The organism is Microbacterium sp. zg.B48 (assembly GCF_024623505.1).
GTDB lineage: Bacteria > Actinomycetota > Actinomycetes > Actinomycetales > Microbacteriaceae > Microbacterium.
Map to the genome: position 1 here is coordinate 14,779 of NZ_JANJFE010000021.1, position 20,820 is coordinate 35,598.

20 protein-coding genes are annotated in these 20,820 nt (G+C 70.1%); 16 read left to right on the forward strand and 4 right to left on the reverse strand.

Annotated features, from left to right (window positions below):
- Positions 1-7 precede the first annotated feature (7 nt).
- The 5 genes from NQ152_RS16760 to holA all read left to right on the forward strand — a co-directional run bounded on the left by NQ152_RS16760 (position 8) and on the right by holA (position 6,260).
- Positions 8-1,000: an alpha/beta fold hydrolase gene (locus tag NQ152_RS16760; protein WP_257524798.1), complete on the forward strand. Its 993-nt coding sequence runs from the start codon at positions 8-10 to the stop codon at positions 998-1,000.
- Positions 978-2,054, forward strand: a complete 1,077-nt coding sequence (locus tag NQ152_RS16765; protein ID WP_257524799.1) for a redoxin domain-containing protein — start codon at positions 978-980, stop codon at positions 2,052-2,054. Before NQ152_RS16760 ends, NQ152_RS16765 begins: the two co-directional genes overlap by 23 nt.
- 119 nt (positions 2,055-2,173) lie before the next feature.
- Positions 2,174-2,785 carry a ComEA family DNA-binding protein gene (locus NQ152_RS16770; protein ID WP_257524800.1) on the forward strand — a complete coding sequence of 204 codons (612 nt, stop codon included), beginning with the start codon at positions 2,174-2,176 and terminating at the stop codon, positions 2,783-2,785.
- 1 nt (position 2,786) lies between these two features.
- Complete coding sequence (locus tag NQ152_RS16775) at positions 2,787-5,210, forward strand: ComEC/Rec2 family competence protein (protein WP_257524801.1); 2,424 nt, start codon at positions 2,787-2,789, stop codon at positions 5,208-5,210.
- A gap of 9 nt (positions 5,211-5,219) precedes the next feature.
- Positions 5,220-6,260 carry a DNA polymerase III subunit delta gene (gene holA / locus NQ152_RS16780; protein ID WP_257524802.1) on the forward strand — a complete coding sequence of 347 codons (1,041 nt, stop codon included), beginning with the start codon at positions 5,220-5,222 and terminating at the stop codon, positions 6,258-6,260.
- Between the two features lie 60 nt (positions 6,261-6,320).
- Here the strand turns inward: holA and rpsT are convergent, their stop codons facing one another.
- Entirely contained in the window at positions 6,321-6,581 is a 261-nt protein-coding gene (gene rpsT, locus NQ152_RS16785) for a 30S ribosomal protein S20 (RefSeq protein ID WP_257502195.1), read from the reverse strand.
- Between the two features lie 117 nt (positions 6,582-6,698).
- Positions 6,699-7,418, reverse strand: a complete 720-nt coding sequence (locus tag NQ152_RS16790; RefSeq protein WP_257502196.1) for an alpha/beta fold hydrolase — start codon at positions 7,416-7,418, stop codon at positions 6,699-6,701.
- Positions 7,419-7,523: 105 nt separating this feature from the next.
- Here NQ152_RS16790 and lepA point away from each other — a divergent pair, with 105 nt between their 5' ends.
- The 11 genes from lepA (at position 7,524) to era (ending at position 18,561) form a co-directional block, all read left to right on the forward strand.
- On the forward strand, positions 7,524-9,377 hold the full coding sequence (gene lepA / locus NQ152_RS16795) for a translation elongation factor 4 (protein WP_257524803.1): 1,854 nt from the start codon (positions 7,524-7,526) through the stop codon (positions 9,375-9,377).
- A 52-nt stretch (positions 9,378-9,429) separates the two neighbouring features.
- Positions 9,430-10,077 carry a DUF1990 family protein gene (locus NQ152_RS16800; RefSeq protein WP_257524804.1) on the forward strand — a complete coding sequence of 216 codons (648 nt, stop codon included), beginning with the start codon at positions 9,430-9,432 and terminating at the stop codon, positions 10,075-10,077.
- Complete coding sequence (gene hemW / locus NQ152_RS16805) at positions 10,077-11,288, forward strand: radical SAM family heme chaperone HemW (RefSeq protein ID WP_257524805.1); 1,212 nt, start codon at positions 10,077-10,079, stop codon at positions 11,286-11,288. The genes NQ152_RS16800 and hemW overlap by 1 nt, the downstream gene beginning before the upstream one ends.
- Before the next feature lie 86 nt (positions 11,289-11,374).
- Positions 11,375-12,415, forward strand: coding sequence for a heat-inducible transcriptional repressor HrcA (gene hrcA, locus NQ152_RS16810; RefSeq protein ID WP_257502200.1), 1,041 nt, complete (start codon positions 11,375-11,377; stop codon positions 12,413-12,415).
- 54 nt (positions 12,416-12,469) lie between these two features.
- A complete protein-coding gene (gene dnaJ / locus NQ152_RS16815; RefSeq protein WP_257502201.1) occupies positions 12,470-13,585 on the forward strand; it encodes a molecular chaperone DnaJ in 1,116 nt (371 codons plus the stop codon).
- 3 nt (positions 13,586-13,588) lie between these two features.
- Positions 13,589-14,338: a 16S rRNA (uracil(1498)-N(3))-methyltransferase gene (locus NQ152_RS16820; RefSeq protein ID WP_257524806.1), complete on the forward strand. Its 750-nt coding sequence runs from the start codon at positions 13,589-13,591 to the stop codon at positions 14,336-14,338.
- A gap of 40 nt (positions 14,339-14,378) precedes the next feature.
- Positions 14,379-14,726, forward strand: coding sequence for an HIT domain-containing protein (locus NQ152_RS16825; protein WP_257502203.1), 348 nt, complete (start codon positions 14,379-14,381; stop codon positions 14,724-14,726).
- Positions 14,727-14,769: 43 nt separating this feature from the next.
- Positions 14,770-15,798, forward strand: a complete 1,029-nt coding sequence (locus NQ152_RS16830; protein ID WP_257524817.1) for a PhoH family protein — start codon at positions 14,770-14,772, stop codon at positions 15,796-15,798.
- The gene (gene ybeY, locus NQ152_RS16835) at positions 15,795-16,262 is read left to right on the forward strand and encodes an rRNA maturation RNase YbeY (RefSeq protein WP_257502204.1); all 468 of its coding nucleotides are present in this window, start codon (positions 15,795-15,797) and stop codon (positions 16,260-16,262) included. Before NQ152_RS16830 ends, ybeY begins: the two co-directional genes overlap by 4 nt.
- Positions 16,259-17,602, forward strand: a complete 1,344-nt coding sequence (locus tag NQ152_RS16840) for a hemolysin family protein (protein WP_257502205.1) — start codon at positions 16,259-16,261, stop codon at positions 17,600-17,602. The genes ybeY and NQ152_RS16840 overlap by 4 nt, the downstream gene beginning before the upstream one ends.
- Positions 17,602-18,561 carry a GTPase Era gene (gene era / locus NQ152_RS16845; protein WP_257502206.1) on the forward strand — a complete coding sequence of 320 codons (960 nt, stop codon included), beginning with the start codon at positions 17,602-17,604 and terminating at the stop codon, positions 18,559-18,561. The genes NQ152_RS16840 and era overlap by 1 nt, the downstream gene beginning before the upstream one ends.
- A 24-nt stretch (positions 18,562-18,585) precedes the next feature.
- Here era and NQ152_RS16850 read toward each other — a convergent pair whose 3' ends face one another.
- Both NQ152_RS16850 and NQ152_RS16855 read right to left on the reverse strand, forming a co-directional pair.
- A complete protein-coding gene (locus NQ152_RS16850) occupies positions 18,586-19,212 on the reverse strand; it encodes a hypothetical protein (protein ID WP_257502207.1) in 627 nt (208 codons plus the stop codon).
- Positions 19,213-19,252: 40 nt separating this feature from the next.
- Positions 19,253-20,776: a S1C family serine protease gene (locus NQ152_RS16855; protein ID WP_257502234.1), complete on the reverse strand. Its 1,524-nt coding sequence runs from the start codon at positions 20,774-20,776 to the stop codon at positions 19,253-19,255.
- Positions 20,777-20,820 lie beyond the last annotated feature (44 nt).

Sequence of the window (20,820 nt, forward strand, 5' to 3'; positions counted from 1 at the left end):
TGACATCATGACCGACGCAGTCCGATCCGCCGTGTCCCCCAGCGACGGCGCGTTCGCTCCGCTGTCCCAGATCGACGCCGGCGAGCTGAGCGTGGGCCTGGTCGATCTGGGGCCGGCGGACGGTCCCGCGGTCCTGCTGCTGCACGGGTGGCCGTACGACATCCACAGCTACGCCGAGGTCGCGCCGCTCCTCGCGGCGGCAGGTCACCGGGTGCTGGTGCCGTACCTCCGCGGGTACGGCACCACGAGGTTCCGATCCGATGCCACAGTGCGCAACGGACAGCAGGTCGTGTTCGCTCTGGACGCGATCGCACTGCTGGACGCGCTGCGGATACCGAGCGCCGTCGTGGCCGGGTTCGACTGGGGGGCGCGCACGGCGAACGTGCTGGCCGCCCTGTGGCCCGAGCGCTGCCGCGGGCAGGTGTCGGTCAGCGGCTATTTGATCGGCAGCCCGCAGGCCAATCGGGCTCCGCTGCCCCCCGCGGCCGAGCTCAGCTGGTGGTATCAGTTCTACTTCGCCACCGAGCGCGGGCGTCGCGGGTACGAGCAGTACCGCGGCGAGTTCGCGCGGCTGATCTGGAAGACCGCCTCGCCGCGGTGGAACTTCGACGAGCAGACCTTCGATCGGACTGCGGCGGCATTCGACAACCCCGATCACGTTGACATCGTCATCCACAACTACCGCTGGCGACTCGGGCTCGCCGACGGCGCCCATGCGCATGACGAACTGGAGCGACGGCTGGCTGAGCGTCCCCCCATCGAGGTTCCGACCATCACGCTGGATGGCGATGCCAACGGCGCTCCGCACCCGGATGCCGGGGCGTACCGCCCGCTGTTCGCCGGCGCCTACGAGCACCGCGTCATCGGCGGGGGAGTCGGCCACAACCTCCCGCAAGAAGCACCGCATGCGTTCGCCGACGCCGTCCTCGACGTGGCCGGGACGCGTCGGCCGGAGCAGGCGGAGGAGGCGAGCGTCGATGTCGCGGCGAGTCGGCACTGAGGATGCGGAGGGACCGGTCGACACCCCCGCCCGCGGCGGGCTGGTCCGCTCGATCGCGCACCGGCTTGCCGGGGACCGGGAGCTCCTCCCGGACGAGGGACGGCTGCCGTCCTTCGACCGGGCGACCGGCTGGCTGCAGTCCGATCCGCTCACTCCGGTGGCGCTTCGCGGTCGCGTCGTCCTGGTCGATTTCTGGACCTACACCTGCGTGAACTGGCTGCGGACGCTGCCGTACCTGTCGGCGTGGCATGCCAAATACGCAGACGCGGGATTGAGCATCATCGGCGTGCACACACCCGAGTTCGGCTTCGAGCACTCCCTCCGCAACGTCAGGATGCAGGCGCAGGACCTCGGCGTCCGCTACCCGGTCGCCATCGACAACGACTACGGCGTGTGGGACGAGTTCGCCAACCACTACTGGCCGGCGCTGTACATCGCGGACGCGGCGGGACGGATCCGGTTCCACCACTACGGCGAAGGCGAGTACGAGCGGACCGAAATGGTCATCCAACGGCTTCTCGTCGACGCGGGCAGCCCCCGGGTGGACCGGGAGCTGGTGCTGGTCGACCCGGTGGGGGTGGAGGTCGCCGCCGACTGGCGGTCCCTGCAATCCCCGGAGACCTACCTCGGATACGCCCAGAGTGCCGGGTTCGCCTCGGAGGACCCGGCGGCCTTTGACCGTCGGCACGCCTACAGCGGCGCCGCGCGGCTGCCGCTGAACGGGTGGGACCTCACCGGCGAATGGACGGTGACCAGCCAGGCGGTCGTGGCGGACCGCTCCGGCGGTCGGATCTCGTTCGCGTTCCACGCCAGAGATGTCAATCTCGTGATGGGGCCGGCGCGCGCGGGCGAGAGCATCCCGTTCCGGATCCTGCTGGACGGGGAAGCGGTCGGCGACAGCCGTGGCACCGATGCGGCGGCCGACGGGACCGGGGTGGTGCTGGATCAGAAGACGTACCAGCTCGTCCGGCAGCCCGAGCCGATCGTCGACCGTCTGTTCGAGATCGAGTTCGGCTCACCCGGAGTGGAGGCGTACTGCTTCACGTTCGGCTGAGCCGCGCCCCGAGCACGCGCTCTCCGCCCGTCTCCTCCCCAGACGGAGGCGAGCGGTGAGCGTCCACGGGATCGCACGGGCCGCGCATCGGTGAGGGTCGACGCGGTTACTTTCGCCGTGTGTCGACTGCCGAGGGATCCCGCACGGCGAGGCCTCGCGTGCGACTCGGGCTGGGGGCTGCCATCGTGGTGGTGCTGCTGGCACTGAGCGTCACCGTGGGCATCGGCATCCTGCGTGGTGCCGCCGCACCGGTCGAGACGGTGACCGTCGCGGAGGCAGGGCAGGTGGATGCCGCGACGCCGGAATCCGTGTACGTCCACGTCTCCGGCGCCGTGTCCGCGCCGGGCCTGTACGTCCTGCACGCGGGGGCTCGGGTGATGGATGCCGTCTCGGCCGCGGGAGGCTTCGCCGCCGGAGCCGACGAGATGGCCGTCAACCTGGCCCGTCCGATCAGCGACGGCGAGCAGCTGCACGTGCCGACCGCCGGGGACACAGCCGGAGCCGCGCCGGGCGGCGCGCCGGTGAGTCCGCCCGGGGACGGCCGAGTCAACCTGAACACCGCTTCTGAGGCCGAGCTGGACACCCTGCCGCGGATCGGACCGGCGCTCGCGGCGCGCATCATCGAGTGGCGCGATGCGAATGGGCGCTTCACCAGCGTCGAGGATCTGCTGGCCGTGCCCGGCATCGGCGACAAGATGCTCGAGGCCCTCCGCGATCTGGTCACGGTGTGACGTGAGCCGCGGCACGGCGACGGTGGCGGACGGCGCCGTCGTGGTTCCCGCGCGGCGGCGGGCGCAGCTGCGGCTGGTGCCGGTCGCCGGCGCCGTGTGGGCAGCGGCGCTGATCTCGACGCTCCTCCCGGCGGCTGCGGCGCCGGTCGCGCTGGCGCTGTGGGGCGCGTGCCTGGCGGCGCTGTGCGGGTTGCTGGCGGCTGCTCGGCGCGAGCACCGCACACCTCGAGTGCGCCGGCGACGGATGCGGGCGGCGGTGGTCCTGGCACTGCTGCTGGCTGCCTCGGCGGCGGTGGGCTCCCATGTGGCGTTGGCCCAGCCGGCGCGCGCGGAGGTGGAGCGGTTCGCACTGGGCGGGGGGAGGGCGGTGGTCTTCGACGCGACGGTGGCCGGCAAGGTGGAGACGCGTGCGAGCGGGGAATGGGAGTTCGATGCGGTGGCGACACATGTCAGCACCGGGGCGGTGGCGGACGCCGTCCGCATCGACGTCACGGTCCGTGTGCAGCCGTCCCGGGTGGACCGTGCGCCGCTGCTGGATGTCGGCTCGGCCGTCGAGGTGAGCGGGACGGCACGCCCTGGGGCTTCGGGTGCCCGCGCTGTGCTGGCCGTGAACGCCTCACGCGGCGTGCGGGTGCTGTCTGCGCCTCAGGGGGTGCTCGCCGTGGCGGGCGAGCTGCGGCGAGGCCTGGTCCGCGCGGCCGGGGGGCTGCCCGCGCCCGGGGCGGAGCTGATCCCGGGGCTGGCGGTCGGGGACACCTCCGCCGTGTCCGCCGAGCTGGACGCGGCGATGAAGCGATCCTCCCTCTCGCACCTGACCGCGGTGTCCGGATCCAACTGCGCGATCGTCGTGGGTCTCGCCTTCGGAGCCGTCGCGGCCGTCGGGGGGTCGCGCCGCGCCCGGGTCACTGTCGCATCGGCGGCCCTGTTCGGGTTCGTCCTGCTGGTCACGGCCGAGCCGAGCGTGGTGCGGGCTGCGGCAATGGCAGGCATCGCGATGCTGGGCGTGCTCCTGGGCCGCACCGGCATGGGGATGGGCGTGCTTTCGCTCGCCGTCACTGTGCTGCTCGTCGGGGATCCGTGGCTTTCGGGATCGCTCGGGTTCGCGTTGTCCACCGTCGCCACCGCCTCGCTGCTGCTGTTCGCGCGGCCCCTCGCGGCCGGCCTGGAGCGATGGATGCCGCGCCCGCTGGCGCTCGCGCTGTCGGTGCCGCTGGCAGCGCAGCTGGCCTGCGGTCCGCTGCTGCTGGGGGTCACGCCGAGCGTTCCGCTCTACGGGGTGCTGGCGAATCTGCTCGCTGCGCCGGCGGCGCCGATCGCGACGGTCCTCGGACTGACCGCGTGCGTCGCCGCGCCGCTGCCGTGGCTGCAGTCCGGCCTGACGGCCCTCGCCTGGCTTCCGGCATCCTGGATCGCCGGCGCAGCCACCACGTTCAGTGCGCTTCCGGGCGACCAGATCCCGTGGCTGTCGGGCTGGCCGGGCGTGCTCTGCCTGGCCGTGGTCGGCAGCGCCGTCGCGATCGCGATCGCGCTGCCGCCGACCGGGTCGACCCGGCAGCGCCGGGTCCGGCTCGTCGCGGTGTTCCTGCTCGCCGCCGTCACCGGTGTCTCGGCCGGAGGTGCCGCCCTGAGCTCCGTGGCGGGGCGGTGGACGCTCCCGTCTTCGTGGAGCATCCTGGCGTGCGACGTGGGTCAGGGCGATGCGGTGCTGCTGCGCTCGGGCCAGGCCGTGGCGCTGGTCGATGCCGGCCCGGAGCCGGCTCGCCTGGAGGCATGCCTGGCACGTGCCGGAGTTCAGCGCATCGACCTGCTCCTGCTCACCCACTTCGACCTGGACCATGTCGGGGGCGTCGCCGCTGTCGCGGACCGCGTCGGAACCGCCCTGCACGGACCTGCGGGATCGCCCGAAGCCTCGGCGGTGCTCTCGCTCCTCGAGGGCGGCGGCGCGCGGATGGTCTCCGCCCGGGCGGGACTGACCGGGAGCCTCGGCGATGCGCGCTGGCGGGTGCTCTGGCCGCCACCGCGCAGTCGCGCATTCGAGGCGGGCAACGATGCCAGCGTGGTGCTGGACGTGCGCGGCGGCGGCATGCCGGCCGCGCTGTTCCTCGGCGACCTGTCGGCCTCCCCGCAGCGGGCGCTCGCCGCCTCGGCCGTGCTCGATCCGCCGTACGACCTCGTGAAGGTCGCCCACCACGGGAGCGCCGATCAGGATCCCGACCTGTACGCCGGGGCGCAGCCTGCGCTCGCCCTGATCACGGTGGGCGAGAACAGGTACGGCCATCCGCGCGCCGAGGTGCTGGACGCGCTGAGCCTACTCGGGGCGCGCATCGCACGTACGGACCGGGCGGGGGCGATCGCGGTGTGGCGGGACGGAGAGGCTCTGCGGGTGTGGCGCGAGCGCGGAAGCGACGTCGGGCCGGCTGGGTAGGCTGGGAGCATGGCGACCAGCACCCGACGGACCCCGGCCGGGCGCGCCCGGACGAGCATCCCGCAGGTGTCCTGGCGCACCCCGCAGCCGGCACCGGTCGTGCTGGTGTCCGGTCCCGAGGAGATCTGCGCGGAACGGGCCATCGCGGGGATCCGCGAGTATCTTCGCGCCGAGGATCCCAGCCTCGAGGTCACCGATCTGCGCGCGGATGACTATCAGGCGGGCACCCTGCTGGCGGTCACCTCGCCATCGCTGTTCGGCGAGCCGCGCCTGGTGCGCATCACCGGGGTCGAGAAGTGCTCGGACGCGTTCCTCGCCGAGGCGGTCAGCTACCTGGCTGTGCCGCAGGACGGCGCGACCGTCGTGCTGCGGCACACCGGAGCCTCGGTGCGCGGCAAGAAGCTCCTGGACGCCGTCCGGGCCGGCCAGGGCGGCGGGATCGAGATCGCCTGTCCGGCCGTCAAACGCGATTCCGACCGGTTCGACTTCGCAGCCGGCGAGTTCGCCGCGGCGCGCAAGCGCATCGCCCCGGGGGCGCTGCGCACGCTCGTCTCGGCGTTCGCAGACGATCTGACCGAGCTCGCGGCAGCGTGCCAGCAGCTCATCTCGGATGTGCCGGGAGATGTCACCGCGGACGTCGTCGAACGTTATTACGGCGGGCGGGTGGAGACCTCGGCGTTCGCGGTCGCCGACACCGCCATCGCCGGACGCTACGGCGATGCGCTGGTGTCGCTGCGCCACGCGCTGGCGTCGGGCGCCGATCCGGTACCGCTGGTGGCCGCCATCGCCTCCAAGCTGCGCACGATGGCCCGGGTCGCCGGCAACCGGGAACCCGCATCCGCTCTCGCGGCCCGCCTGGGGCTGAAGGATTGGCAGGTCGATCGCGCCCGCCGCGATCTGACCGGCTGGTCGGACGCGTCGCTGGGGATGGCGATCCAGGCCGCGGCCCGCGCCGACGCCGAGGTCAAGGGCGGCTCACGAGACAGCATCTTCGCGCTGGAGCGGCTGATCACCGTCATCGCCACTCGCGCACCCTACGGGAGTTCCTGAGCACGCGGACAAAGCCGAAAGCCCGCCCCCAGGGGGACGGGCTTGTCGTGAAAGGTGAGCTCAGAGAGCTGCGACCTGCTTCGCGATGGCCGACTTGCGGTTGGCAGCCTGGTTCGCGTGGATGACACCCTTGCTGGCTGCCTTGTCGAGCTTCTTGGTCGCCTTCGCGAGCGCCTTCTCGGCGGCGGCCTTGTCGCCTGCGGCGATGGCCTCACGGGTGCGACGCACCTGCGTGCGCAGCTCGCTCTTCACGGCCTTGTTGCGCTCGTGTGCTTTGTCGTTGGTCTTGTTGCGCTTGATCTGCGACTTGATGTTTGCCACGTTTGACGACGGTCTTTCGTTCGGAGGAATCGATCTGAAGTGTCGAGTGACAGAAGAGGGCTGTCGCACGACGGACGTGAGGGAATCAACCCACACGCAAGCCGATCACCGAGTCTATCAGGTCCGTTCGACCGTCGTGATCGCCAGACCCAGGACGGCGTTGAACACGCCCGGGCGCATGGCACTGACCAGATGGCTCGTGCGCGGCACCACGATCAGCTCGGCGTGCGGGGCGATCCGCTGGAACAGCCGCTCATTGAGTCGAAGCTGATCGTACTGGCCGTTGACGAACCAGAGGGGCACGGTGATCCGCTCCAGCGCTGCGAGCAGATCCAGCACCGACAGACTGCGCAGCGCGGTGTCCTGCATGTCGAACGCGTAGCCGCCGGCGCCGAAGTCGGCCCGGGTCTCCGGCGGAAGGGTCCGCTCCAGCATCCGGTTCGTCAGCCACATCCCGCGGTCGGGGAGGGAGTCGAAGCCGCGCGCGAGCAGGCGGTAGGTGCGCAGACCGACTCCGCGCGGGATGGACGTGCAGGAGGCGGCGACGAACCCGGCGACCGGCGGCGGGTCGTTCCGACCCACGTATTCGATGCACAGGAGGCCGCCCATGGAATGCCCCACGAGCAGCACCGGCCCGCGTGCGGCAGCCTCCCTCACCGCCGCATCGATCGTGGCGAAAGCGGATTCGATCGTGAAATCCTCGGCCATGCGGGTGCCATGGCCGGGCAGATCGATCGCGACCGCTGGATTGCCGCGTTCCTGGAGAGCGGCCACCTGCGCGCGCCACATGGTCGCGGACGTCCGGATGCCGTGCACGAGCACGACCTGGACGACCATCCGCCCAGGATATTGCCGACGAACATGCGCTCGGCGCACTCCTGCCGGAGGGTTAAGGGGCGGGGGAGCGATGGGGGCGCGTTCGGCCCGTAGAATGGCCCCCATATGTCACCGCGCGCCCTGAACACGCTCGAGCCGTCCGCGACCCCTCCTGAGCTGATCCGAAACTTCTGCATCATCGCTCACATCGATCACGGCAAATCGACCCTTGCCGACCGCATGCTGCAGATGACGGGTGTCGTCTCCGACCGTGACATGCGTGCGCAGTACCTCGACCGCATGGACATCGAGCGTGAGCGCGGCATCACGATCAAGAGCCAGGCGGTGCGGATGCCGTGGCAGCTGGACGGGGTCACGCACGCTCTGAACATGATCGACACCCCCGGCCACGTGGACTTCACCTACGAGGTGAGTCGTTCGCTGGCGGCGTGCGAGGGCGCGATCCTGCTGGTGGACGCGGCTCAGGGCATCGAGGCGCAGACGCTGGCGAACCTCTACCTCGCCCTGGAGAACGATCTGCAGATCATCCCGGTGCTGAACAAGATCGACCTGCCCGCCGCGGATCCCGAGAAGTACGCCAGAGAGCTCGCCAGCCTGATCGGCGGCAAGCCCGAGGACGTGCTGCGCGTCAGCGGCAAGACCGGCGTGGGCGTGGAAGAGCTGCTCGACCAGGTCATCCGGCAGATCCCCGCCCCGCAGGGGGATCCGACTGCGCCCACTCGCGCCATGATCTTCGACTCGGTCTACGACTCCTACCGTGGCGTGATCACCTACGTGCGCATGATCGACGGGTCGCTCAGTCCCCGCGAGCGCATCCAGATGATGTCCACGCGCGCGGTCCACGAGCTGCTCGAGATCGGCGTCTCCTCGCCCGAGCCCACCCCCACACGCGGTCTCGGCGTGGGGGAGGTCGGATACCTGATCACCGGCGTGAAGGACGTCCGTCAGTCCAAGGTGGGTGACACCGTGACCAGCGCGGCCAAGCCGTCGAACGACGCGCTGCCCGGCTACACCGATCCCAAGCCGATGGTCTTCTCCGGCCTGTACCCGATCGACGGCAGCGACTACCCCGTGCTGCGTGAGGCGCTGGACAAGCTGAAGCTCTCGGACGCCTCCCTCAACTACGAGCCGGAGACCTCGGTGGCGCTGGGGTTCGGATTCCGCTGCGGGTTCCTCGGGCTGCTGCATCTGGAGATCGTCACCGAGCGCCTGGAGCGCGAGTTCGGACTGGATCTGATCTCGACAGCGCCGTCGGTGACCTACGAGGTGACCACCGACGACGGCAAGACATACACCGTCACCAACCCCAGCGAGTTCCCCTCGGGCACCAAGATCGCCAGCGTCACCGAGCCGATGGTCAAGGCCGCGATCCTCGCGCCGAAGGACTACGTCGGCACGATCATGGAGCTGTGCCAGTCACGGCGGGGCACCCTCCTGGGCATGGAGTACCTCGGTGAGGATCGCGTCGAGATCCGTTACACCATCCCGCTCGGCGAGATCGTCTTCGACTTCTTCGACCACCTCAAATCCAAGACGGCCGGTTACGCCTCGCTGGACTACGAACCGAGCGGGCACCAGGAGGCCGACCTCGTCAAGGTCGACATCCTGCTCCAGGGCGAGCCCGTCGATGCGTTCAGTGCCATCGTGCACCGGGACAAGGCCTACGCGTACGGCGTGCTGATGACGGAGCGGCTGAAGAAGCTGATCCCGCGTCAGCAGTTCGAGGTTCCCATCCAAGCCGCGATCGGCGCCCGCATCATCGCCCGCGAGTCGATCCGCGCGATGCGCAAGGACGTCCTGGCCAAATGCTACGGCGGCGACATCACCCGCAAGCGCAAGCTCCTCGAGAAGCAGAAGGAGGGCAAGAAGCGCATGAAGATGGTCGGACGCGTCGAGGTCCCCCAGGAGGCGTTCATCGCCGCGCTGTCGGGGGACACCGAGACCAAAGACAAGAAGTAGTTGCTGAACGCGTCCGATGACGCCTTCAGGAACCCGAACTAGGCTGGAATCCATGCGCCGCGGGACCTTCAGAGATGAGACGGTCGACTATGCCGCCGTGGGAGCGACGCAGGCCGCAGACCTGATGCACTATCCGCCCGAGCGGAGCCTGCCCGCAGAGGAATCCTGGCGGATCGGCAGCGGCCAGGCGCGGTTCGAGAGCGCGAGCGACGCGCTCCTGTCCTGGGGTGCGCAGCGGGGCGCGGGACTCGAGCTGAGCGACGTGCGACCCGCCGCGGGGCCGATGTACTCCGGGGTCAGTTTCGATTCGGAAGGCAATCCGCTCGCCCCCAGCAAGCTCGAAGCGGATCAGCGCTTCGACTCGGACGGTACGCCGTACGTCGGGCCGGGCACCACCGTCCGTGTCGACGGTCGTGTCCGCGGCATGAGCGTCGGGGGGGAGCTGCGCGTCATCTTCGCGATCGAGGAGCCTCGGCGGGTCGGTTTCGCATTGGGGACCGTCAGCGGATCGGTCGTGAGCGGCGAGGAATCGTTCATGGTGCAGTGGTACGACAACGATGAGGTGTGGTTCACCGTGCGCGCGTTCGACGCGCCCTCCGCGCTGCTCTACCGCGTCTTCCCCCGTCTGGTCCGCCGCCGCCGCCGCGAGCTGTTCACGCGCTACCTCCGCGCGATCTCGCCCCTGTACACCACGCCCTGATGGGATCGGCGCTCCCGCTCGGTGAGCCCGTGCCGCGGGACGGGTCCGTTCCGGCGACCATCGATCCCGCTGCGCAGTTCGGCGTCTATCTGCACGTGCCGTTCTGCCGCGTGCGGTGCGGATACTGCGACTTCAACACCTACACCGCGGATGAGCTGCGCGGGGCGCGCCAGGACCAGTACGCCGACACTCTGCTGCAGGAGGTGCAGCTGGCCGGTCGGGTGCTGTCCCAGATCGGTCCGCCCCGCCCCGCCGCCACCGTGTTCTTCGGCGGGGGCACGCCGACGCTGCTCCCACCGGGTGACCTGGTGCGCATGCTCGAGGGTGTCCGCTCGACGTTCGGCATCGCGCCGGATGCCGAGATCACCGTCGAGGCCAACCCGGACACGGTGACCGGCGCGACCGCGTCGATGCTCGCCGCGGCCGGGGTGACCCGGCTGTCGATCGGGATGCAGTCCGCGGTCCCGCACGTTCTCGCGGCGCTGGATCGCACCCACGTACCCGGGAACGTCCGCACCGCGGTCGAGGCCGCGCGGAATGCGGGACTGGACGTGAGCCTGGACCTGATCTACGGAGCGCCGGGCGAGTCGCTGGCGGACTGGCGGGCTTCGCTCGAGGCGGCCGCGGCGCTGCAGCCGGATCACATCTCGGCCTACGCGCTCATCGTGGAGGAGGGGACCAAGCTCGCGCGCCAGATCCGCCGCGGCGAGGTCGTCACACCCGATGACGACCTCCAGGCGGACATGTACGAGCTTGCAGACGACCTGCTCGAAAGCGCCGGCTACCAGTGGTACGAAGTGTCCAACTGGACCCGCGATGCGGCGCACCGCTCCCGGCACAACATGGCCTACTGGCAGGGTGCGGACTGGTGGGGTTTCGGTCCCGGTGCCCACAGCCACCTGGCCGGCGTGCGCTTCTGGAATGTGAAGCATCCCGCCGCGTACGCCCAGCGCCTGGCGGCGGGCGAGTCGCCCGCCGCGGCGCGCGAGCGACCGGATGCCGCAGCACGGGCGCTGGAGAGCGTGCTGCTGCGCACGCGCGTGCGGGAGGGACTGCCCATCTCCGAACTGCTCGGCGAGGGCCGCCACGCGGTCGCCGCCCTCATCGCCGACGGTCTGATCGACGGTTCCGCGGCCGTGCACGGTCGCATCGTGCTGACCCGTCGGGGCCGGCTGCTGGCGGACGCCGTGGTGCGCGCCCTCACCGACTGAGGAGCATCCCGCTCGCCGCGTCTGCGATCCGGTAGAATTGGCACTCAGATCGTAGGAGTGCCAATTCGAGCGCGTGGGGAGGCGAGATGGTCACCGACAGAGGACTGCAGGTGCTGCGGGCGATCGTTCAGGACTTCGTCGACACGCGCGAGCCGGTCGGCAGCAAGGCCATCGTGGAACGCCACGCGTTCGGCGTGTCCGCAGCGACGATCCGCAACGACATGGCCCTGCTGGAGGACGAGGAGCTGATCGCAGCCCCGCACACCTCCTCTGGTCGCGTCCCCACCGACAAGGGCTATCGCGTCTTCGTCGATCATCTCGCCGAAGTGCGGCCCCTGTCGCCGGCCCAGCGCAGCGCGATCTCGGCGTTCCTCGATGGCCCCGGCGACCTCGACGACGTGCTGGCGCGGACGGTGCGTGCGCTGACTCAGCTGACCGGTCAGGTCGCCATCGTGCAGTACCCGTCCTTCGCGCGCGCCACGATCTCGCACGTCGAGCTGGTGCAGCTCGGCGGCGGGCGCATCCTGGTGATCGTGGTGACCGACACCGGCCGGGTCTCGCAGCGGCTCGCGTTGGTCCGAGACGAGTTCGACGACGAGGATCTGGCTCGGGTGCGCGCCGAGGTCGCCTCCCTCGTGGTCGGCCTGCCTGTGCGTGAGGGCGTCCAGCGCGTGCAGGAGCGCCTGGCACAGGATGACCCGTCGCCGACGCCACCGGACGTGGCGACCGCGGCGATCGTGCGGGTCCTCGCCGAAGAGCTCGAGGAATTCCGCCACGACCGGCTCGTCATGGCCGGCGCAGCCAATCTCGCGCGCAGCGAGGCGGACTTCCGAGGGAGCATCTATCCGCTGCTCGAGGCGATCGAGGAGCAGGTGACCCTCATGAAGCTGATGAGCGAGATGGTGGCGGACGACCACGGTCTGGCGGCCAGCATCGGTCGGGAGAACGAGCCGTTCGGGCTGGCCGAGGCATCGGTCGTGGCGAGCGAATACGACGCCACCGGCGCTCGGGCCAGGGTCGGCCTGCTCGGCCCCACGCGGATGGACTATCCGACGAATTTCGCGGCGGTACGAGCCGTCGCGCGCTATCTCACCCGGATGCTCGACGAAGACGAGAGTGCCCGCTGACGCGGCATCCGGAACCAGATGATCCCGCGCGACGCGCGGACAGGAAGGCGATTTGTGGTCGACCACTACGAGGTCCTCGGAGTTGCGCGCGACGCGACCCCGGACGAGATCAAGAAGGCGTACCGGCGTCTTGCGCGGGAGCTTCATCCCGACGTCAATCCCGGAGATGACGCTTCCGAGCGATTCAAGCTCGTGACCCACGCGTACGACGTGCTGAGCGACCCCGATCAGCGGGCGCGCTACGACGTCGGCGGGAACGATTCGCCCTTCGGCGGCGGCGCGCAGGGCTTCGGCGGCTTCGGCGACATCTTCGAGACCTTCTTCGGGTCCGGGGGAGGCCAGCGCGCCGGACGGCCGCGGTCCCGTCGTGAGCGCGGGCAGGACGCGCTGGTCCGGGTGACCCTGGACCTGAAGGACGTCGTGTTCGGCGTGCATCGGGACATCGACGTGGACACCGCGGTGCTGTGCGACACGTGCCACGGATCGTGCACCCAGCCCGGAACGTCCCCCGTCACGTGCGACATCTGCCACGGGTCCGGCCACGTGCAGCGCACCGTGCGCAGCCTGCTCGGAAACGTCGTGACCAGCCAGCCGTGCGGCGTCTGCCAGGGTTACGGCACGACGATCCCCTACCCGTGCGCCACCTGCCAGGGCCAGGGCCGCGTCCGCGCCCGACGCACCGTCTCGCTCGACATCCCCGCCGGCGTGGAGACGGGTCTGCGGCTGCAGCTTCCCGGGTCCGGCGAGGTCGGCCCCGCCGGCGGTCCCAACGGCGATCTCTACATCGAGGTCACCGTCTCGCCGGATGAGGAGTTCAGCCGTGACGGGGACGACCTGCTCGCGACGCTGGAGGTGTCGATGCCCGATGCGATCCTGGGCACCACCACCACCATCGAGTCCCTCGACGGACCTGTCGACCTGGAGATCCGACCGGGGGTTCAGGGCGGCGACGTCTTGACCATCAAGGGTCGCGGCATCACCCCGCTGCGGGGCACGCAGCGCGGCGACCTGCGCGTGGGCGTTCACGTGGTCACGCCCACCCGGCTGGATGCCAAGGAGCGCGCCCTGGTCGAAGAGTTCGCCAAGCGGACCAAGTCCCCGCCGCCGCGACTGGCCGAATTCCACCAGGGACTGTTCGCGAAGCTGCGCGACCGCTTCCGGAACGGATGACCGGTGGCGCTGCACTTCCTGCTGCCGGAGGTCGTCCAGCGCAGCGCGGTGGAGGCGCAGCCCGGTGACACGGTTCTGCTGACCGGCGCCGAGGCGCATCACGCGGCGGCGGTCCGCCGAGTCCGGGTCGGTGAGGGCGTCACCGTTGGCGATGGCCGAGGTACGTGGCTGTCGGGGGAGTGCGAATCTGTGTCGCCTCGAGAGGTGGTGGTGCGGATCACGGCGCGCGCCGACATCCCCGCTCCCGTCCCGCGCATCGTGCTCGCCCAGGCGCTGGCCAAGGGGGATCGCGATGAGCTTGCGGTCCAGGCGGCGACCGAACTCGGAGTCGACGAGATCCTCCCGTGGCAGGCCGCCCGGAGCGTTTCCCGGTGGGACGCGGCGAAGGCGGACAAGGGCCGCACTCGCTGGGCGGCGATCGTGCGCGAAGCCGCCAAGCAGGCGCACCGGGCGTGGGTTCCGGACGTCGCACCGCTGGCGACGGCCGCCGAGCTGGCGGCGCGCGCCGCGGCATCCCACGTCATCGTCCTCGAGCCCTCCGCCGACCTGCGCCTGAGCGCTCTGAGCCTGAGCCCCCGAACGCGCGAGGTGATCCTCGTCGTCGGACCAGAAGGCGGCATCGCTCCGGAAGAGCTGCTGCTCCTGCAGCGCGCCGGGGCGACCGCGGCCCGACTGGGGGACACCGTGCTGCGCACCTCGACCGCCGGTCCTGCGGCCCTGGCCGTCCTCAACGCCGCACTGGGACGCTGGTGAGCGCCCGCCGCGGCAGGTGCCCCGCCGGTAGACTGGCCGGATGAGCGAACCGTCGATCTTCACCCGCATCCTGAACGGCGAGATCCCCTCGGAGATCATCGCCGAGACGGAGAACGCGTTCGCGATCCGCGACATCGCGCCCCGTGCGCCCGTGCACCTGCTGGTGATCCCCAAGTCCGACGAATACCGGAACGTCGTGGAGCTGGCGGCGGGCGATCCCGACCTGCTCGCCGAGCTGGTCGGGCTGGCCAACTCGGTGGCCGCCGAGCACGCGGATGGCGATTTCCGACTCGTCTTCAACACCGGCCCCCGCTCCGGTCAGACCGTCTTCCACGTCCACGGGCACGTCCTGGCCGGGGACCTGACCGAATCGGGTCTCGGTGGCTGACGCCGACGCCACGGTGGAACGTCTGTACGCGGACGGGGTCGCGATGGTGCAGCTCCTGGGACCCCAGGACCGGCTGCTGCGCGTCGTCGAGCGCGAGCACCCCGAGGTGGATGTGCACGTCCGAGGCAACGAGATCACCCTGACCGGGGATGCCGCGGCCGTCGCCGCTGCGCGCGGCCTCGTCGAAGAGCTGCTGGCGATGACCAAAGCCGGTCACTCGCTCGGTCCGACCGATGTGTCCTCCTCCAACCGCATCCTCCAATCCGAAGGTTCCCCGCGCCCTTCCGAAGTGCTCGGCGAAGCGATCCTCTCGTCGCGGGGGCGGACCATCCGGCCCAAGACCCTCGGCCAGAAGTCGTACGTCGACGCCATCGAGGAGAGCACGATCGTCTTCGGGATCGGCCCGGCCGGCACCGGAAAGACCTATCTGGCCATGGCCAAGGCGGTGCAGGCGCTGCAGCGCAAGGAGGTCAGCCGGATCATCCTGACCCGCCCCGCGGTCGAAGCCGGCGAGCGGCTCGGCTTCCTGCCCGGCACGCTGAACGACAAGATCGACCCCTACCTGCGGCCGCTGTACGACGCGCTGAACGAGATGATGGATCCCGAGCTGGTGCCCAAGCTGATGGCGAGCGGAACCATCGAAGTCGCACCGCTGGCGTACATGCGCGGCCGGACGCTGAACGACTCGTTCGTGGTCCTGGACGAGGCGCAGAACACCACGCCGGAGCAGATGAAGATGTTCCTGACCCGGCTGGGCTTCGGTACCCGCATGGTCGTGACCGGCGACATCACGCAGATCGATCTCCCGCAGGGCGCGTCCGGTCTGCGACTGGTCACCCGCGTGCTCAGTGAGATCGAGGACATCCACTTCGCGTACCTCACCAGCGAGGATGTGGTGCGCCACAATCTGGTGGGGCGGATCGTCGACGCGTACACCGAGTACGACGAACGCCGACTCGCCACCCGTCGCGAGCGCGACGAGGCCGCCGAGTTCGCCAACCGCGCCGAACGGCGCACCAGCGCGCGACCGGCCGGTCCGCGCGACCACCTTCCGAAGCGGGGCAGATCGTGACGATCGAGATCGGCAACGAATCCGGATTCGCGGTCGATGAGACCGTGCTGCTTCGTCTCATGGAGCACAACCTCGCCGAGCTCCACGTGAGCGCGGATGCCGATGTGGCCATCCTCCTCGTGGACGAGGGCGCCATGGAGGCGCTGCACGTCCAATGGATGGACGAGCCCGGCCCGACCGACGTGCTGAGCTTCCCGATGGACGAGCTGCGCCCAGGGACCGAGGAGATGCCGACCCCGGCGGGGCTCCTGGGCGACATCGTGCTGTGCCCTCAGGTCGCCGAGACGCAGGCGGTCGCGGCCAAGCATTCCACGATGGACGAGCTGATCTTGCTGACCACCCACGGCCTGCTTCACCTGCTCGGGTTCGATCATGCCGAGCCGGAGGACAAACGCGAGATGTTCGGTGTGCAGAACGACCTGATCATGAGCTTCCACGTCGCCGAGCGACGACGGCGCGCATGACCGCAGCACTTCTCCTGCTCGCCGCGATCCTGCTGATCGCGTTCGGTGCTCTGATGGTCGCGATCGATGCGGCCATGAGTGTCACCTCCCGAGCCGATCTGGCCGAGCTGGGCGAGGGCGGCCGCAACGCCGCCGCGCTGCGGAAGATCGCGATCGATCCGGACGCCCACGCCAACGCGGTGGTCTTCATCCGAATCCTGGCCGAGACCGGCGCCGCCGTGCTGGTCACGGTGGCATTCACCATCCTGTTCGAGAACATCTGGTGGGCGATGCTGGCGGCCGTGGTCATCATGACCGGTGTCTCTTTCGTGGTGGTGGGCGCCAGCCCGCGCACCGTCGGGCGCCAGCACGCCAAGGGCCTGCTGCGCGGCGCCGCGCCGGTCATCCGCGGCGTGCGCATCCTCCTCGGCCCGCTCGCGCACGGACTGGTCGCCCTCGGCAATCGCGTCACCCCCGGCGTCGCGCGCGGCTCGTCCTTCGCGTCCGAAGAGCAGCTGCTCAGCATCATCGACGAAGCGGCCGAGAACGAGCTGATCGAGGAGGACGACCGCGAGCTCATCCACTCGGTCTTCGATTTCACCGACACGTTCGTGCGGGCCGTGATGGTGCCCCGCACCGACATGGTGACCGTCGATGCGGCCGCCTCGACGCGGGAGGCGATGACGACCTTCCTGGAGAAGGGCGTCTCGCGCATCCCGATCGTCGATGACGATGCCGACGACGTGGTGGGCGTCCTGTACTTGAAGGATCTCGTGCAATTCGGCTTCCGGGATGAGACCGGCTGGCGGGACGCGCCGATCAGCCGCATCGCGCGTCCGGCCGTCTTCGTCCCGGAGTCGATGAAGGCGGAGACTCTCCTGCAGCAGATGAAGCGCGAAGCGGTGCACGTCTGCCTGGTCGTGGACGAGTACGGCGGCGTGTCCGGTCTGGTCACCCTCGAGGATCTGATCGAGGAGCTCGTCGGAGACATCTCAGATGAGTACGACCCCCGTGCCGATGAGGTCGTGGAACTCGAGCCCGGAAAGTACCGCGTCAGCGCGCGCCTCGGACTGGACCAGGTCGGCGACCTGTTCGGGCTGGAGCTCGAGGATGAGGACGTCGACTCCGTGGGCGGCCTCCTCGGCAAGGCGCTCGGGCAGGTGCCCCAGCCCGGCGTGACGGCCGAGTACGGCGGACTGATTCTGACCGGCGGCGCATCGCGCGGCCGGGGCCGCGGCCTGGCGTCGGTGTTCGTGGAACGGAGCGCACCGTCGCGCGCCGCCGAAGAAGTCAACGGCGGGCGCCCACCGCGCACCGGCGAGATCGGCGTCGCCAAGAGCGGCGCCAAGAGAGGCGAATGATGCCCAGCGAGCCCGCAGAGTCCTCGGCCGAGCCGGGGTCGGCGCGAACCTCCGAATTCAGGTCGGGGCCGGACTTCCGATCGGGCTTCGTCACCTTCGTCGGACGTCCGAACGTCGGCAAGTCGACCCTGACCAACGCCCTGGTCGGCGAGAAGGTGGCGATCACCAGCGACAAGCCGCAGACGACCCGGCGCGCGATCCGCGGCATCCTGAACCGGCCGGACGGTCAACTCGTGATCGTGGACACGCCCGGCATCCACCGTCCGCGCACCCTGCTGGGTGAGCGGCTGAACCATCTGGTGGAACAGGTCCTGGGCGACGTGGACGTCATCGGCTTCTGCGTGCCCGCCACCGAGAAGGTCGGGCCCGGAGATCGCCGCATCGCGGAATCGCTGGACGGCTACCGCCGCGCGAAGAAGGTCGCGATCGTGACGAAGACGGATGCCGCCAGCCGGGAGCAGATCACCGAGCGCCTGCTCGAGGTCGACGCCCTGCGCGACGACTGGGATGCCGTGATCCCGCTGTCGGCGCTGACCAACGAGCAGCTGGATGTGCTCACGCGCGAGCTGCTCTCGCTGATGCCGACCGGTCCCGCGCTGTACCCGGAGGGAGTCGTCACCGACGAGTCCACCGACGACCGGATCGCGGAGATCATCCGGGAGGCCGCGCTGGAGGGCGTCCGCGACGAGCTTCCGCACTCGATCGCGGTCGTCGTGCAGGACATCGCCAAGCGCGAGGACTCCGACCTGACGGACATCTTCGCCGACATCGTGGTGGAGCGCGACAGTCAGAAGGCGATCATCATCGGGCACAAGGGCTCACGGCTGGCCAGCGTCGGCGCGCGGTCGCGGGCGGGCATCGAGCCGCTCATCGGCTCACGGGTGTACCTGTCGCTGCACGTGCGGGTGGCCAAGGAGTGGCAGCGCGACCCCAAGCAGCTGGGGCGCCTCGGCTTCTGATCCGCCGCGGCAGCGCCGGCGGTGTCAGCCCTGCACCGGCCGCAGCGCGGAGCGCACGACGATGACCTCCTCGCCGTACACCGCGTCCGCGACAGCCTGCCGCGTCCCATCGTCCCAGACGACGTCGATCCACAGCCTGCTGTCCGCGACCGACGCGGACAGCAGGTCGCTGCCCAGCAGACCCGGCAGCTCATCCTGGATCGCCTGCAGTTCGGTGGCGATTCCCCTGCCCGGCTCGGCCCCGGTCGGATCCGGACTGGTCATCGGGTCGTAGAGAGCCAGGATTACCGGCGGCTGCGTCACGGTGAACGACTCGCCGTCGTACGTCCCCTGCACCGCGTAGGCGCCCCACCTGGTGTCGCCGGCGGTCTCGTAACCCTCGACGTCCTCCCACGTCCAGCCCGTGACCGGCAGGCCGGCGCACTGCGGCGGATACGATTCCGCGATCGGTCCCAGGCACAGTCTCACCCTCCCGTCCGCGTCGATGACGGTGCCCTGACCGATGACGTCCCCGTCGGGCAGCTCTGGAGACGCGAAAGCTCCCGACCCGGCGGGAGACGAGTCGGACGGTGTCGGGGTGGCGCAGGCCGCCAGCGCGCATATGAGCGCGCCGGCCGTGACGGCGAGGGCGAGACGACGAATGCGGGTCATGTCTTCACAGTGTCGGCATGACCCGCATCGTCTCACCTGATCAGAGCGAGGCCTGGAACGTCGCCAGGATCTCGGGGAGCGCGGACTGCTTCTCGTAATCGGACGCGAGCTGGACGATCACCACCACGTGGTTGCTCGCCTCGTCCAGCGTCGAGATCACCACGGCCGTCGTCGAGCCGCACTGGAACTCGCTGTAGACGCCCGCGTACCAGCCGTCGTCGTACGACTGCGCCGCCGAGACCGAGGTGCAGCTGCCCTGGAAGGTCGCCGACATCGTGTCGAGCATGGTCTGCGCGGACTGGCCGGTGCCCTGAGAGGCGACCAGCTGCATGCCCGGTGCGGTGTAGCCGGACCAGAACGCCGCCAGGTCGGGCGCCGCCGACAACGAATTCCACTGCGTGCCGTCCTCGGCCGAGAAGCCCTCGCCGTCGATCTGCGACCAGTCACTCGGCACCGAGACGCTCAGGACGCGCGAGTCGTCGGTCACGGTGGTGAACCCGCCGGTGTCGGCCGCCGTGCCGCCGAAGACGTTCGAGGCGGTGACCGTCACCTCCTTGCCGTTGACCTGGCCGTCCAGCAGCTGGTCGGTGGCGGGGCGGTAGATCTGCAGGTCGATCGTCGCGTCCGAGCCCTGCGTGCGCAACACCTGGCAGTAATCGGCGAGGGTGCCGTCCACGCCGACGCTCACGCCGGCGAGCTTGTACACCAGGTCGCCGGGCTCGACGCCGGCGCGGTCGGCCGGGCCGCCGGCATCCACCGACGACACCCAGATGCCGGCGATCGAGCCGTCCTCGCTGACCCAGCCCTTGGCGTTGATGCCGAGCGAGTCGACCGCCTCACCGGCCGCGAGCGACTCGATGGCCGCCTGCGCCTCATCGCGGTGGATGGCGAAGTTGTAGTCCAGGCTGTCGTCGCCGGCGTAGTTGACGCCGACCAGGCGCCCCTCCTCATCGACGAGCGGGCCGCCCGAGTTGCCGCCGCGGATCCGCGCGTCGTGCTCGATGACGTGGTCGAGGGACGCCCACTGCGTGTCGAGCGGGAAGTCCTGCTTGGACACGATGCCGCGGGTCAGCGTGTACTCCTCGGCGACGCCCAACGGGTAGCCGGCCGAGTAGACGTCGAGGCCCGTCTCGATGTCGCCGTCGTGCCAGTCGAGGTGCGGGTAGTCGCCGCCGGTGAGCTGCAGCACGGCGAGGTCCAGACACTCCGAGGCGCCGAGCACCTTGGCACGCACCTCCTTCTTCTCGTCTCCGCCGATGTAGACGTTGAGTGTCCCGGCGCCGGTCACGACGTGGTTGTTGGTCATGACGAGGCCGTCCGCGCTGACGATGAACCCGGACCCGATCCAGCGGCCCTCAGCCGGATCCAGCGTGCCGGGGTCGATGAAGGTGCCCTGGCCCTTGATGTAGACGGTCGCGGACTGCAGGTCATCGAAGCCCACGGCGGGGGACTTCTCGGGGTCGGCGGCGGCGGGAGTCGCCATGCACGCGGAGAGCGCGAGGCCGCCGGCGGCGACCAGCGCGACCGCAGTCGCGACGCGTCTCTCGGTGTTGGAATGGAACATGGACACGGTTGCCTCCTGGCATAGGTAGGGAAGGAAGTCACCGG

Coding starts and splice junctions, on each gene's coding strand:
- NQ152_RS16760 (WP_257524798.1), top strand. CDS start 8: ATGACCGACGCAGTCCGATCCGCCGTGTCCCCCAGCGACGGCGCGTTC.
- NQ152_RS16765 (WP_257524799.1), top strand. CDS start 978: ATGTCGCGGCGAGTCGGCACTGAGGATGCGGAGGGACCGGTCGACACC.
- holA (WP_257524802.1), top strand. CDS start 5,220: ATGGCGACCAGCACCCGACGGACCCCGGCCGGGCGCGCCCGGACGAGC.
- NQ152_RS16790 (WP_257502196.1), bottom strand. CDS start 7,418: ATGGTCGTCCAGGTCGTGCTCGTGCACGGCATCCGGACGTCCGCGACC.
- lepA (WP_257524803.1), top strand. CDS start 7,524: ATGTCACCGCGCGCCCTGAACACGCTCGAGCCGTCCGCGACCCCTCCT.
- NQ152_RS16800 (WP_257524804.1), top strand. CDS start 9,430: ATGCGCCGCGGGACCTTCAGAGATGAGACGGTCGACTATGCCGCCGTG.
- hemW (WP_257524805.1), top strand. CDS start 10,077: ATGGGATCGGCGCTCCCGCTCGGTGAGCCCGTGCCGCGGGACGGGTCC.
- hrcA (WP_257502200.1), top strand. CDS start 11,375: ATGGTCACCGACAGAGGACTGCAGGTGCTGCGGGCGATCGTTCAGGAC.
- NQ152_RS16825 (WP_257502203.1), top strand. CDS start 14,379: ATGAGCGAACCGTCGATCTTCACCCGCATCCTGAACGGCGAGATCCCC.
- NQ152_RS16830 (WP_257524817.1), top strand. CDS start 14,770: ATGGTGCAGCTCCTGGGACCCCAGGACCGGCTGCTGCGCGTCGTCGAG.
- NQ152_RS16840 (WP_257502205.1), top strand. CDS start 16,259: ATGACCGCAGCACTTCTCCTGCTCGCCGCGATCCTGCTGATCGCGTTC.
- era (WP_257502206.1), top strand. CDS start 17,602: ATGCCCAGCGAGCCCGCAGAGTCCTCGGCCGAGCCGGGGTCGGCGCGA.
- NQ152_RS16850 (WP_257502207.1), bottom strand. CDS start 19,212: ATGACCCGCATTCGTCGTCTCGCCCTCGCCGTCACGGCCGGCGCGCTC.
- NQ152_RS16855 (WP_257502234.1), bottom strand. CDS start 20,776: ATGTTCCATTCCAACACCGAGAGACGCGTCGCGACTGCGGTCGCGCTG.